The 13,522-nt window shown below is 69.6% G+C and carries 9 protein-coding genes and 1 pseudogene; 4 read left to right on the top strand and 6 right to left on the bottom strand.

Translation table 11 applies throughout. The features are described 5' to 3' along the window. Positions 1 to 211 precede the first annotated feature (211 nt). Both WME95_RS36135 and WME95_RS36130 read left to right on the top strand, forming a co-directional pair. Positions 212 to 1,054: an alpha/beta fold hydrolase gene (locus WME95_RS36135; RefSeq protein ID WP_437903871.1), complete on the top strand. Its 843-nt coding sequence runs from the start codon at positions 212 to 214 to the stop codon at positions 1,052 to 1,054. Positions 1,055 to 1,871: 817 nt separating this feature from the next. Then, positions 1,872 to 4,319 carry a family 43 glycosylhydrolase gene (locus tag WME95_RS36130; protein WP_437903870.1) on the top strand — a complete coding sequence of 816 codons (2,448 nt, stop codon included), beginning with the start codon at positions 1,872 to 1,874 and terminating at the stop codon, positions 4,317 to 4,319. A gap of 278 nt (positions 4,320 to 4,597) precedes the next feature. Here WME95_RS36130 and WME95_RS36125 read toward each other — a convergent pair. Next, positions 4,598 to 4,774, bottom strand: a pseudogene (locus WME95_RS36125) (GxxExxY protein); the annotation flags it as partial. Between the two features lie 470 nt (positions 4,775 to 5,244). Beyond that, positions 5,245 to 5,661 (bottom strand): peptidase inhibitor family I36 protein, encoded by a 417-nt coding sequence (locus WME95_RS36120; RefSeq protein ID WP_437903868.1) that lies wholly within the window; start codon positions 5,659 to 5,661, stop codon positions 5,245 to 5,247. Between the two features lie 679 nt (positions 5,662 to 6,340). Between WME95_RS36120 and WME95_RS36115 the strand changes: the two genes are divergently transcribed. Further along, a complete protein-coding gene (locus WME95_RS36115; protein ID WP_437903867.1) occupies positions 6,341 to 7,069 on the top strand; it encodes a hypothetical protein in 729 nt (242 codons plus the stop codon). Between the two features lie 135 nt (positions 7,070 to 7,204). Here WME95_RS36115 and WME95_RS36110 read toward each other — a convergent pair whose 3' ends face one another. Continuing rightward, on the bottom strand, positions 7,205 to 7,393 hold the full coding sequence (locus tag WME95_RS36110; protein ID WP_437903866.1) for a hypothetical protein: 189 nt from the start codon (positions 7,391 to 7,393) through the stop codon (positions 7,205 to 7,207). Further along, positions 7,390 to 7,926 (bottom strand): LysR family transcriptional regulator, encoded by a 537-nt coding sequence (locus WME95_RS36105; RefSeq protein WP_437903865.1) that lies wholly within the window; start codon positions 7,924 to 7,926, stop codon positions 7,390 to 7,392. Before WME95_RS36105 ends, WME95_RS36110 begins: the two co-directional genes overlap by 4 nt. A gap of 45 nt (positions 7,927 to 7,971) precedes the next feature. Between WME95_RS36105 and WME95_RS36100 the strand changes: the two genes are divergently transcribed. Further along, positions 7,972 to 8,976 (top strand): hypothetical protein, encoded by a 1,005-nt coding sequence (locus WME95_RS36100; protein WP_437903864.1) that lies wholly within the window; start codon positions 7,972 to 7,974, stop codon positions 8,974 to 8,976. Between the two features lie 353 nt (positions 8,977 to 9,329). Here the strand turns inward: WME95_RS36100 and WME95_RS36095 are convergent, their stop codons facing one another. After that, on the bottom strand, positions 9,330 to 10,712 hold the full coding sequence (locus tag WME95_RS36095; protein ID WP_437903863.1) for a sigma 54-interacting transcriptional regulator: 1,383 nt from the start codon (positions 10,710 to 10,712) through the stop codon (positions 9,330 to 9,332). Between the two features lie 200 nt (positions 10,713 to 10,912). Beyond that, a complete protein-coding gene (locus tag WME95_RS36090) occupies positions 10,913 to 13,477 on the bottom strand; it encodes an RTX toxin (protein WP_437903861.1) in 2,565 nt (854 codons plus the stop codon). Between the last annotated feature and the right edge of the window lie 45 nt (positions 13,478 to 13,522).

Genomic DNA, 13,522 nt, shown 5'->3' with positions numbered 1-13,522 from the left:
CCACTGCGATCCATACAGGCGGAAGGCATCACGCCCGGAGCGCTGTCCCACGGCGCGGCCGGTTTGACCGTCGTCGTGACGGGCGGCGCCGGCGGGGAGCGCCGCCACAGCAGAGCTGCCGCCGCTCGCGGCGATCTGCCACACAGGGTGCGTTCTGCCGGCGGCGCGAGGCCTGGCGCCGCGCCGCGGTCTGTGATTTCACTCGATCACGATGAGAGTGCAGGCAGGTGATGTCCGGCTGTTCTTCGATGTGGAAGGGGCGAAGCTCGTCCCCGAGGGGCCCGCGATGCGGGAGCGACCTACCGTGATCCTGCTGCACGGCGGGCCGGGAGGCGATCATACCGAGTTCGTGCCGTTCGGCTCGGCGCTCGCCGAGGTGGCGCAGGTCGTCTATCTGGATCACCGCGGCTGCGGGCGCAGCGATCGCAGCGGGCCCGAGCGGTGGAACCTCGAGACGTGGGCGGACGACGTGCGGGCGTTCTGCGACGCGCTCGAGATCGAGCGGCCCGTCGTGCTCGGAAACTCGTTCGGAGGCATGGTGGCGCAGGCGTACGCGGCGCGATACCCCGATCACCCCGGGAAGCTGATCCTGACGAGCACGACCGCGAAGCTCCGCCTCGATCGCATGCTGGCCGTCTTCGAGCGGCTCGGGGGCGCGCAGGCGGCCGACATCGCGCGCCGGTTCTTCGCGGATCCGATGCCCAATTTCGACGACTACATCCGTGTCTGCCTCCCGCTCTACCGCCAGTCGCCGCCGGAGGAAGACGCGCTCCGCCGCGCGGTCCTCCACCTCGACGTGGGCGGCTATTTCGTGGCGGGTGAGATGCAGACGTACGACCTGCGCGGGGACCTCGCGCGCGTCCGGTGCCCCACCCTGATGCTTTCCGGCGATCTCGACCCGTTCGCGACGACCGCGGATGCGCGCGATCTCGTCGCCGCCTTGCCCCGGGAGCTCGTCCAGGCGCGGAGCTTCCCCCGCGCCGGGCACGCGGTGCTCGACGACGCGCGCGACGAGGCGCTCGCAACGATCCGGGAGTTCCTTGGCGCGCCCTGAGCGAGGGACGCCCGGGAGCCGAGCGCGCGAATCCTACCCGCACGGGACGGAGCCGCCTGCGCGCCCTGCAAGGGCACAAAAAAAAGCGCCCATTCGACGGCGGGGGGGGAAGCCGTCACGGGCGCTCTGGGTTACGTCCTTAGCAGGATGCGGGCCAGGGTGATCCTTCGGGCTTTCCCGGGGTTTTCCCTGAGGCAAACGCCCGACGCCTTTCATTCGTGAGATCGGGGCTTGCAGAGTTGGCAGCTCGGTCGCCCTGAAGGCAGGCGTTGACGGGCGCCGCCTCGCCCGGCGATGTGGCGAGGAAGGCCCGCGCCTCTGCGCTCGTCACCTTGAACAAGGTGTCACCGAGGGTGATGTACCAGTTCCCGTCGAACCAGCGCCCGTGTCCGAGGTCGCTGCTGATCTCCTCCGGGGCGGCGCCAGGCCGCCCGATGTAACGCTTCTTGTTGTCCGCCTGGCGTCCGGTCCAGCGCGCCGTCCTTCTGCCCTTGATCCCAGATTCCGTGCGTCACCGCGTTCGCCCACATCAGCGCTGGTCGGGGCCAATCCGGCTCGTGGAGACCGTCGGGCGTGGAGGGGGTGGAGCACTGGCCAGGCGGCAGCGATTTCGATAACCAGTTATCGAGCAGAGGCCGCTCCGCCGCACGGGCCAGCCGGACGACCTCGCGCCCGTCGCGAGGGAAATTGACACCCGTCGTGTGAGCGTTCACAGTGGGCCCGCGCTCGTCCTTTCGATCCGAAGACTGCACGGCCCGTCATGCGCACCCGTCAGCGATCCTTGTAGCCGGGATTGGCGGCCAGAACGACTCAGGACATGACGATGAGAAAACACAGCGCTTGCATCACGGCGATGATCCTGATCGGGTCCCTGCCCATGTCCTGCGGAGTGGACGATCGGGTAGCGCCCGTGGAATATCCCCTGACCATCGAGGCGAAGGGGGACGGGACGACTGATCCTCCGCCTGGAACCTACCTGCACAGGGCCGGCGCAGTGGTGACCGTGACCGCCAGACCCGCGCCGAGCGCCGACTTCACGGGATGGAGCGGGGCCGCGAGCGAGGCGGACGACGTCGTGGAGGTCACGGTGGACGGGAACAAGACGCTGACCGCCGCCTTCGAGACAGCGAGCTGGCCGGGCGAGCCCCAGTCCACCTACCTCAACCCGATCCTGCCCGGCGATCACCCGGACATGAACATCTACATCGAGGGGGACGATTTCTACATCACCGGCTCCAGCTTCAACATCTCACCCAACGTCGAGATCCTGCGCTCGCGGGACCTCATCCGCTGGGAGCGCGTGTCGCGCGTCGTCGATCCGGCGTGGTCCGGCCTGGAGGCCTCGACCTCGGCGGGGGGCGGGACGTGGGGCGGCTTCATCGTCAAGGTCGCTTCCGGATACAGGGTCTACTTCGCCGTCAACTTCAATCAGTACTTCGCGGAGGCCGAGAGCCTGGCAGGGCCCTGGGGAGAGCCCGTTCACGTGGAGCCCGTGGGCCCCTACACGCCGCCCGGAGAGGACCCGGAGCTCGTCTCGTTCGACCGCGGGACCGGCTATGACGACTCGGTGTTCGTCGACGACGACGGGACCACGTACCTGGTCGTGAAGGCGGGGCAGTGCAAATGGAATGGAGCGACGGGCGGCGAGGAGAACAACTTCGGCGTCAACCTGCTCCAGAAGATCGATCCCGAGACCGGGCAGCTCAGCGGCGAGTCGATCGATCTCAGCTTCGTCAACTGGGACGTGGAGAACGGGGGGTGCGGTGATCCCGCGGCCAACCCCGACAGCGCTGTCGAGGAAAACTGGGCCGAGGGGCCCACCATGACGAAGCGAAACGGCTTCTACTACTACTTCGACTCGACCCACACGGGGTGCGGCGGCGAGCAGTACGGGTGGCGCTCGGCCACGCTGAGCAGCAACCCCGAGGACTGGACGCCGCTGGGCAGCGTCCTCAAGGGAGAGGCCCCGTTCAGCGGCGCGCAGCACAGCACCGCGCCGTTCCAGATCTCCGACGGCACGTGGTGGGTCTTCTCCCACTCGTACGAGTGCGACAACAACCGGCGTGGCCTGGGCCGGCAGGGGTTGCTCAGCCAGGTGACCTGGATCGACGACGCGAGCGGCGCCGGGGTCCCGGTCGTGAACGGTCGCCTGGGCGAGCCGGCGCCGGCGCCGGCGCTGCCGCCGAGCGACATCCCGTTCCTGCTGCCCGTCAACGACGAGTTCACCGGGGACAAGCTCTCACCGGCCTGGACTTTCTACGGCAACATGCCGTCCGATCGCTATGCGGTCACCGACCGCGCCGGGTGGCTCCGGCTCAAGCCGGCGGAGGACGAGACGCGGTGGGTGATACAGAAGGACGCGCTGCACGCCAAGGCGATGGTCGTGAGGATGGACTTCGCCCCCGAAGCGGAGGGCGACGCGGCTGGCGTCCGCCTGGGGAACGCCGTCCCGGAGCCGGATCTCACGACGTTCCCGACGTGGATGCACCCGATCAGCCAGGAGGTGTCGGTGGCGCGCGTCCGGGCGGACGCAGAAGACCGGATCCGCTTCTCGTTCCGGTCGGTCGTCCCCGTCCTCAACGCCGATGAGAGCGCCTATGAAGCGGTGGACGCGACCGAGATCCGCTTCGATGCCCCGGCGCCGGCCGAGCGAACCCTCTGGCTGAAGCTGGTGCACGGCACGGACCACGAGGCCACCGGCTGGTTCAGCACGGACCGCCTGACCTGGACCCAGGTGGGCGAGCCGATCGACATCAGCGCGCTCGAGGACTACGATACGGTCAACAACGGCTGGGTCGGCAGCCAGGCCGGCGTCTTTGCCAGCAACGCGAGCGCTGACTTCGACCTGTTCACGTACCGCGACGGCTTCACCGCGATCGCGGCCGCGGAGCCGGACCAGGAGTCCGGCACCGAGGTTGTGTCGAGCCAGTCGGCAGGGCCGGTGCTGGGCGGCCTGGAGGACGGCGACTGGGCCATGTACGGCAGCGTCGATCTGGGCAGCGGCGGCGTGGCGTCGGTCGAGATCGAGCTGCAGGCCTCCAGCGCGAAGGGCGGCGCCGTCGAGGTATGGCTCGACCCGCTGGCGGGCGGCCGCCGCGTCGCGACCTGCGATGTCCCCGCCACCGGCGGCTGGGAGACCTGGACGACCGTGACATGCAAGGTGAGCGCCGTCGGCTCCCACGAGGTCTACCTGAGGGCAAAGGGCGGCTCTGGTGAGCTGCTGCGCCTCGCGTCGCTCCGCTTCGTGCCTGGGAAGAACGGATGAGCTCAGCGTAATGTAGACAAGCAAGCGGGCCAGTCGGCGGCGCCGTAGGGCCCTACCCGCGGCGCCGCCGGGCGCCACGTCCCTGGGCCTGCTGCGATGCGGCGCCCGCTCTCCGACAAATTGCACGATCTCCGTCACGTTTTCGCCGGGACCTCGTCGCGCTCGCGTACCGCATGCTCGGCGACATGGGGCGCGCCGAGGATACGGTGCAGGAGGCGTTCCTTCGCTGGGGGAGCCACGAGGTCGAGGCGAGCTCCCCGAAGGCGTATACGCAGGAAGGCCACTTTGAAGGTGATCAAGCGGCCAAGCCGAAGTCTTACCGCCTTGAGATACGACAGCAGCTGCGCAACGTGGATCGGGGCAATGCCCTCGGTGGCCTTGAGCTCGACGACGAGCTGACCATCCACCACGAGATCCAAACGAGCCTGGCCCACCAGATTCCCCTTGTAGTCCACGCCGAGGCGGAGAGTGGTGAAGGAGTCGGCGAAGTGGCGCTCAGGCCGGCCACTGGATCACGAGCCACAGGACCTCTCTGTCCTTGGGCTCGGACCCATCGTCATGGGTCGGCTTCACTCTGCGAAAGCAGAAGCGGCTGGCGGCGCGGTGAGCGTCGGCGCCGGCGTCACGCAGCGGGAACCGCACGGGCGCGCGCCCCCGCGTGCCTCCTCCCGGGTCTGTTTGTAAAGAATCTTTAAAAACGGAGCTCTGGGCCGCGCCGCCACGCCCCTCCCGCCCACCGAAGAGCCCGTCACCCGTCGGGAATGACAGCGGCGCCCTCGTTCTTGGGCCTCTTCGTGCCCCGCGCATCCCCGATCGCCAGCCCGCGTTGGTGGCCCGCGCGGTCCTGCTCCTCGTGATCCGGCCGGCTCGTCCGAGGCTCCAGGCGATGGCCGCGCTGCCCATCGCCTTTCGCCCGATCATCGCGTCAGAAGACGTAGACGCTCTTGGGAACGAACGGCAGCGGGCTCAGGCCGCTCTCCCCGTAGACGGGGTACGGGTAGCCGACGCAGTTCTCGTTCTGAAAGATCGCGGCGCCAGCGCCGTTGGTGTTGTAGGCAGAATGTGCCCTTCCCTCCCAGCCGTGCTCCGGAAGGTTGACGCACGTGCCCACCTGCGGGTTCAGCGCCCGGACGTTGAAGATTTCCCCGCCGTACCCCTCCTCCTCGAACAGGCAGAGGACGTTGTCGAACGGGCAGGGGATGGGGTCCTCCTGCGCCGAGGCCACCTCGGGGAGCAGCAGGCCTGCCCCCGCGAGGAGGCCGACGCCCACCAGGGCACGCAGGCCCAGGGAGCGGGACGGAGTGAAACGACGGAGCTTCTGAACGTGCTGGAGCAAGTGCATGTGGTCTCCTCCTCCTGCCCACCCATGGGCAGGTACTGCGGAGGGACGTAGCACCGGAGGCTATTCACGCATCCCCGTCTTCGACTGTTGTTAGCATGATTTAGCATAAGACCCACGCGGGCTCGCCTGTGCCTGGAATCTTTTATCCATCCCGGATGGCGGCTTCATCGACATGGAAGTTCTTGTGGCGCCTGCCTCGAGCTCGTTGCATGGGCGGCACGCGAGGCACACGTTCTCGTCGATCGAGGCCGCAGGGCGCGGAGAGTTCCGACTGCTCCGTCGCAAGCAGCGTGACATGTCACGGTCGCACCGTGACGAGCAAGCGTGACATGTCACGGCCGTCTGCGTGACGCGCGCGGCCCGCGGTGGCCTTCGCCGCTCGCGAAGGTCAGGGCTCCCGCGCCGTCGACGAGCGCCATTCTGCTGGAATCGCCACGTCCCCGCGGGGGACAGGGACTCGCTCCGGCGCGGAGACGGCGGCGGACAGCAGCGCGCTTCCTCCTGGTATGCGCGTTGCTCTACGGGGCTCCCGGACGGTGCGGGGCACCAGCGTCGCGCCGCCTCAGCCGGGATAACGGCGGGAGCGAACGCCTTTCCTTTCGCCGGTCCTGCGCGAGCTCGACGAGCTCATGGCCGCGCCGTGAGAAACCAACCTGAACAAGAGAGATCGGAGAGACCCATGAACACCACGGTTCGAACGTTGCTGCGCGGCGCGGTGGCCGCCTCCATGGCGCTCGGCGCGATGCTGTCGGCCAGCCCTGCCAGGGCGGCTTTGAGCTGCTTCGTCGGCTTCGACGATTTCGATGCGCTGAACGGCATGTGGGCCGACGCGAGGGCGACGTTCACGTATGAGACGGGGTACGCGGACGGCTACCTCGTTCCCTGCGAGGAAGCGGAGGGCTCGTGCTGGACGTATCGCCAGTATTGCGAGGGCATGCAGCAGGGCGCCAATTACATCAACGTGGAGGACGGATCGGGGTACGGTCACTACCACCTGTCCTTCACCAACCCGGGCTTCACGGGGTGTGGCTTCGTCGACCCCGGCGACGGCCAAGGGCCGGGGACCGCCAAGCTGATCGGCGGTGCTTGCGGAATACCGAACTGGCCGGCGGAGCCGCGCAAGCTCCAGTCCCACGTCGCGGACCAGTGGATCAAGGTCTGGAACGGGACCAACGAGAGATTTCCGCAGCCGTTCAGGATGTCGACCATCACCGTGGGGGACATGCCCATTCAGCTCTGGTACCGCAGGATCAGCGACGGGCAGTGGTTCGTCTATGAATCCCTGGCGGCAAACACGATCCACACGCTGTTCATGGATTACTCGAGCGCGGTGTTCTTCAAGGCTGCCAGCGAAGATGCCGTCGGTCCTTACACGATCTGGAACTTCGAGGTCAACGCCCCCTCTTGAGGCCAGCCGGGCCTCACGACCCCGGACGCTCGCGACGGTCCGCGGCGACACCCAGCAGCATTTTTCAGCCGCGCAGTCGATCTGCCAGGGCAACGACGGCGTGAACGACATCGCCGAGAAGGACGATGGCTTCGGTCAATGACCGCCTGATCCCCCGCCATCGTGGCGGCGCTGCTGCCGCTTCATCTGCGGGGCCTCGTCGCAGCCGCCGCCGCCAGCCGCACGCAGGGTCTCCACGATGACCTTCCGCAGACAGGCGGCCGCCGGGTCCTTGTGCGTCCGCTCATGCCACGCGAGCGAGATCTCGTGCCCGAGGTCCTTCACGGGCAGCTCGACGATCCGGACGGGGAGGTGCGACCCGAGTGCCACGGCGACGCGGCGAGGCATGAACGCCACCAGGTCGCTGGCCGCTGCCGCCATCGTCGCGGCCGCGAAACGACGCTCACCACGCGGAGCCGCGCGAGCGGCATCTCCCGCGCGAGCGCCGCCGCGACGGGCGGCACGTCCGCGATCTGCGAGTTGTCGGCGCAGGCGAGCGTGAGCTCCCGGGTCGACGAGCGCGGGTCGAACACCCGCCGGTGCTCGATCATCGACCGCAGCTGGCCCATCGCCGCCGCGAGCTCCGGCAGCAGCTCGTCCGCCGCCGGCGTCGGCGCCATGCCGCGGCCATCGCGGACGAGCAGCGGATCGCCGAGCAGCTCGCGGGCCCTGGCGAGCGCGTTCGAGACCGCCGACTGCGTGACGCCCAGCCGGCGCGCGGCGCGCGTCGCGCTGCGCTCCTCGAGCGTGACCGCGAGGACGTGGAGCAGGTTGAGGTCGATGGTCGATAGATTCACCACGGTGATGTTCTGTATCACGAACCATCACTGGAGATGGCACATGGCCTCTGTCTAGATACGGCCATGTCCACCCGCGAGAGGCGCCCGACCCGCGCTGGTTCCGCCCTGCTCTGGCTCGCCGCCGCCGGCCTCGCCGCCGCGGGCTGCGACGACTTCCACGAGTGCGATCCGCCCGATGCAGAGCGCCAGGCCGAGCTGCCCGCGGCGCTGTCGGAGACCGGCCTCTACGCTGACATCGCCGCGCGCGCGGTAGCGAGCGGCGTGGTGGCCTACGAGCCCGGGTTCGAGCTCTGGAGCGACGGCGCCGAGAAGCAGCGGTTCATCCGGCTGCCGCCCGGCGCGCAGATCGACACCGGCGATCAGGATGCATGGCAGTTCCCCGACGGGCCCCGCCTGTGGAAGGAGTTCCGGAGGGATGGGGCGCTCGTCGAGACCCGCCTGCTCGCCAAGGTGGGCCCCGCCCCGGAGGACTGGGCCTCGGTCGCCTACGTCTGGAACGCCGACGGGACCGACGCGCTCGCGACGCCCGGCGGCGCCGCGGACGCGCGCGGGACGCCGCACGACGTGCCCGCGGCGGCCGAGTGCATGGGCTGCCACGGCGGGACCAGGAGCCGCGTGCTCGGCTTCTCCGCGATCCAGCTCGCCACGAGCCGGGGCGAGGTCGACCTCGACGAGGTCATCGCCCGCGGGATGCTGTCGGATCCTCCGGGCCGGCCGATCCAGCTGCCCGGAGACGCCGTGACGCGCGATGCCCTCGGCTGGCTGCACGCGAACTGCAGCCACTGCCACAACCGGAGCCGCCCGAAGAGCGACGGCGCGCGCTGCTATGACCCGGAGCGCAGGTTCGATTTCACGCTCCGGGTCGGCGAGCTCGCGTCCGTCGAGTCGACGGCCACCTACCGCACCGCCGTCGGCCCGGTGATCGACCGGGGCGATCCCGACGGCAGCGATGTGGTGGAGCGCGCCCGGAGGCGCGATCCGGACTGGCCTTCGATGCCGCCCCTCGGGACCGAGATCGTGGACGAGGCCGGGCTGGACGTGCTCCGCACCTGGATCCGCAACCTCTAGAGCGGCGGGGGAGACCGGCGCTCTGCTCTGCTCACGGCGGGAGACCGGCGCTCTGCTCTGCGCGTAGCAGAGGTGGGCGGAAACCGCTGAGTGGCTCACGGACCGCGGGTCCTACCCGCATGGGGCGGAGCCGCCTGCGCCCCCTGCAAGGGCACAAAAAAAAAGCGCCCATTCGACGGCGGGGGGGGAAGCCGTCACGGGCGCTCTGGTCTACGTACTTAGCAGGATGCGGGCCAGGGTCATCCTTCAGGTTCTCCCTGGGTTTCCCCTGAGGCAAACGTCCGATGCCTTTCATTCGTGAGATCGGGGCTTGCAGAGTTGGCAGCTCGGTCGCCCTGAAGGCAGGTCAGGGGTCACCCCTCCGCGTCGTCGTCGCCGCCGCCGGCCTCGTCGGTCGCCGTGCGCCGCCCGAGCCAGCGGCGGAGCTGCGTCCGGTGCACGCCGAGCTCGCGGGCCGTGCGCGCCACGTTCCCCCCTTCGCGGCGCAGCACCGCCTCGATGACCTCGTCGGCGGGCAGCGACGCCGCCCGCCGCGTCTGCCGCTCGCCGGGCGGGGGCAGCGACGATGGCTGGCTCCTCCCCGCGGATTGCTCGGTCGCGCTCGCCTGTGGCGCGACGAAGGCTTGCCCCGCCGAGGGCGACAGGTGCCGCGCCTGGACCACGGGGCTCTCCTCGAGCTGCGCCGCATGCGCCGCTGCGCGGATCTCCGCCATCATCTCCCGCACGTTGCCGGGCCACGCCCGCACGAGGCACGCCTCGATGAGCGACGCGTGGGCCACCAGCGGCGCGCTCTCCTGGCCGCGCTCGACAGCAGCGACGGCGCTCCGCAGCGCCGCGTCCACGAGCCACGGCACCTCCTCGGGCCGCTCGTGGAGCCGCGGAATGCGGACCGCCGGCTGCGCGATGCGGAAGTAGAGATCCTCGCGGACCTTCCCTGCGGCCACCTGCGCGCGCAGGTCCTTGTGGCTCGCCGACACGAGCGCGAAGTCCACCTGCACGGGCCGCGCGGCCCCGAGCGGGATCACCTCCTTCGCCTCGAGCGCGCGGAGGAGCTTCGCCTGCACCCCGAGCTCGAGCTCGGCCACCTCGTCGAGGAAGAGGACCCCGGCGTGGGCGGCTTGCACGTACCCGTCGGCGTCGGCCACGGCGCCCGAATAGGCCCCCTTGCGCGCGCCGAAGAGCAGCCGCTCGGCGAGCCCGCTGGGGATGGCGGCGCAGTTCACGGCGACGAACGGCCCCCCGCGCCGCGGGCCGAGGGCGTGGAAGGCCCGCGCCGCGTGCTCCTTGCCGGTCCCGCTCTCGCCGGTGATGTGGAGCGTCGCTCCCAGGTGCGCCGCGCGATCGATCGCGTACCACGCACGGGCGAGGGTCGCCCCGAGGATCGTGGCCCCGGCCGTGGAGATCCCCGCCCGGAACGGCGCCACGTCGGCCCGGATCACGAACACCGATGAGCCCGTGCGCAGGATGCGCAGCTCACCGCCCGCGCGCGCGCCGGTCAACGGAACGCCGTCGAGCGACGTTCCGTTTCGGCTATTGAGGTCCTCGACCTCCCACTGGCCCTGGGTCCAGCGCACGCGCGCGTGTTTGCGCGACATCCGCAGGTCGTCCAGGGGGACGCCCCCGACCTCGCCGCGCCCGAGAGCGAGCTCGCCGTCCTCGAGCGGGAGGACATCGCAGCGAGGGCTGTCCACGGAGAAGACGAGCACCAGCCCCGGTGTAGGCTTCGTGGAACTCAAGGGGTCCGAGGCCGCTCCGAGCGCGTCATCCAGGGTCGTCGTGAAAGTCGTGGGCGCCACGTCGCCGACGAGTGTAACGTGGACCCGCAGCGGGAGCGACGCCGTTGCCTGTGCGCTCGCCGTCGACCCGCAGGCCCGCCGCGCTGCGAAGGCGAAGATCCACAGGCCCACGCCGCCGGGCGCGATCGAGCCGAGCGCCGTCAGTTCGGCAAGGGGAGCCAGAGCTGGCCGTCGTCGCCGTTTCCCCAGCAAGAGACGGTGCCGTCGGCCTTCACCCCGCAGTTATGGTTCCTGCCCACGCGGAGCTCCACGAAGGTCCCCGCGGGGTCGACCGCCTTGCCGCGGAAATCCGACCCCCAGCAGTGGATCGTGCCGTCCGTCTTCAACCCGCAGCTGTGGCCAGAGCCCGCGCCGACCTGGGTGTACGTCCCCTCGGGAGCGGTGGCCTGGCCGAAGTTGTTGTATCCCCAGCAGTGGAGGGTGCCATCGGTCCTCACCCCGCAGCTGTGCTTCAAGCCCGCGCTGACCTGCTGGTAAAGACCAGGAGGAGTGTCGGTCTGATGCTCATCGTTGTATCCCCAGCAGTGCACGATGCCGTTCTTTCTCACCGCACAGCTGTGACTTTCGCCCGCGCTGACGCTGAGGAAGTCGCCGGCCTGATCCTCGGCCCTGCCGTTGAGATTCCGGCCCCAGCAGTCCACATTGCCGAGCGTCGTCACCCCGCAGGTGTGGTAGGAGCCCGCATCGATCTGAACGAAGGGGACAGCGGGCTCGTCGGTCTGACCGTACGTGTTGTCCCCCCTGCAGTCCGCCGTGCCGTTCGCCTTCAGCCAGCAGGTGTGTTGGAAGCCCGCGCTCACCTGGGTGAAGGTGCCAGCGGGCGCCACGCCCCAGGAAGAAGTCGTGTTTCCCCAGCACTCCTCCGTGCCGTCCGCCCTGATGCCGCAGCTGTGATCGTCGCCCACGTCGACGTGGGAGAACGCCATCGTCGGCGGCGCGGTCCGCCCTGACCCCGGATATCCCCAGCAGCCCACACGGCCGGTCGCCGTCACGCCGCAGGTGTGGTCTTTCATCGCGTTGATCTGGATGAAGTCGACGTAGGGCGGCGAGGCCTGATGCTCGGTGTCCCTCCCCCAGCAGTAAACCTTGCCAGCCGTCAACAGGCCGCAGCTGAAGTCGCGGCCCAGGGTGACCTGGGTGAAGGTGCCGGCCGGATCCGTGGCCTCGCCGTAGGTGTTGCTCCCCCAGCAGTGGACGGCGCCGTTCGTCCGCACCCCACAGCTGTGGTGATCGCCCACGCTGACCTGGGTGTAAATGTTCGGGGAGTCCGTGCTCTGTCCCTGGGCGTTGAGACCCCAGCAGTGGACGCTGCCGTTCGTCCTCACCCCGCAGGTGTGGAAATCGCCCGCGGCGACCTGGGTGAAGGTACCCGACGGATCCGTCGCCTTGTCGTAGTCGTCGTTCCCCCAGCAGTGGACGGTGCCGTCCGTCCTGATCCCGCAGTTGTGGTCGTGGCCCGAGGCGACGTGGGTGTAGCTGCCCGGCGGATCCGCGCTCTGTCCATGGCTGTTGTCTCCCCAGCAGTTGACCGCGCCGGTCGCCGTCACCCCGCAGGAATGACGGGTGCCCGCGCTCAGCTGCCGGTAGGCGCCGGCCTGCGCCGTGGACTGGCCGTACGCGTTGTCCCCCCAGCAGGTCATCGTGCCGTTCGCCCGGAGCGCGCATGTGTGCAAGGTGCCCGCCGCGACCGTGACGTGCCCGAAGACGTCTCCGATCGGCGGATCCGCCTCGTCGGTGCCCCAGCAGTCGACCGTGCCGTCCAGCCTCAGCCCGCAGGTGAGCCCGCGTTGCGTGCTGATCTGGGAGAAGAAGCCCGGAGGATCGATCGCCCCGCCATGCGCGTTGTCTCCCCAGCAGTCGACGGTGCCGCCCGGCTTCAGCCCGCAGCTGTGATAGACGCCCACGCTGACCTGGACGAAGGTGTCCGGCGGGGCGTCGAGCTGACCTTCATTGCTGCGCCCCCAGCAGTAGACCGTCCCGTCGGTCCTCAGCGCGCAGCTATGAAACGAGCCCGCGCTGACCTGGGTGTACGCGCCCGTCTGGTCCGTGCCCTGACCATAGGTGTTGTTGCCCCAGCACCTGATCGTGCCGTTCCACCGCACCGCGCAGTTGTGAGAGTCGCCTGCGCTGACCTGCGTGTACTGCGACGGCATATCCAAGCCCTGGCCGTGGTTGTTGCGCCCCCAGCAGTCGATCGTGCCGTTCGTCCGCAGCGCGCAGGTGTGATCCCGGCCAGCGCTGACCTGGACGAAGGTGTAATTAGGATTCGGGGGCTCCAAGGGGTCCTCCGGGGGATCGGGATCCACGGGGGCAATGGCCTGACCATGGGTGTTGCGGCCCCAGCAGTGGACGCTGCCGTCTATGCCGACCGCGCAGCTATGGGCCTCGCCCGCGCTGACCTGGACGTATTGGCCCGCGGGATCGTCGGCCTGGTGCTCGTCGTTGAGGCCCCAGCAATGGATCGTGCTGTCCGGCCTCAGCGCGCAGGCGTGGCCGCGGCCGGCGCTCACGATCGACTCGTCGAATGCGCCGCGGAGCGGCGTGTCGTCGTCGCGGAGGGCTTGCGGGACCGCGGCGAGCTCGTCGCCGACGTCGGCGCCGGGCGCGCCCGGCATCTCGCCGGCGCACCCGAGCACGGCGAGCGCCGAGGCGCCCAGCGCGAGCGAGAAGCCGAGCCTCCGGCCCCGCCTCGCGCGCGAGCTCACGGCAGCCGGTTTTCTGGACGTAGGGTGCAACATGGTTCCTCGAGG

This window comes from Sorangium sp. So ce327 (genome assembly GCF_051530205.1).
GTDB lineage: Bacteria > Myxococcota_A > Polyangia > Polyangiales > Polyangiaceae > Sorangium > Sorangium cellulosum_B.
Note: the sequence above shows the minus strand (reverse complement) of the source record. Positions and strands in the feature narration are given on the sequence as shown.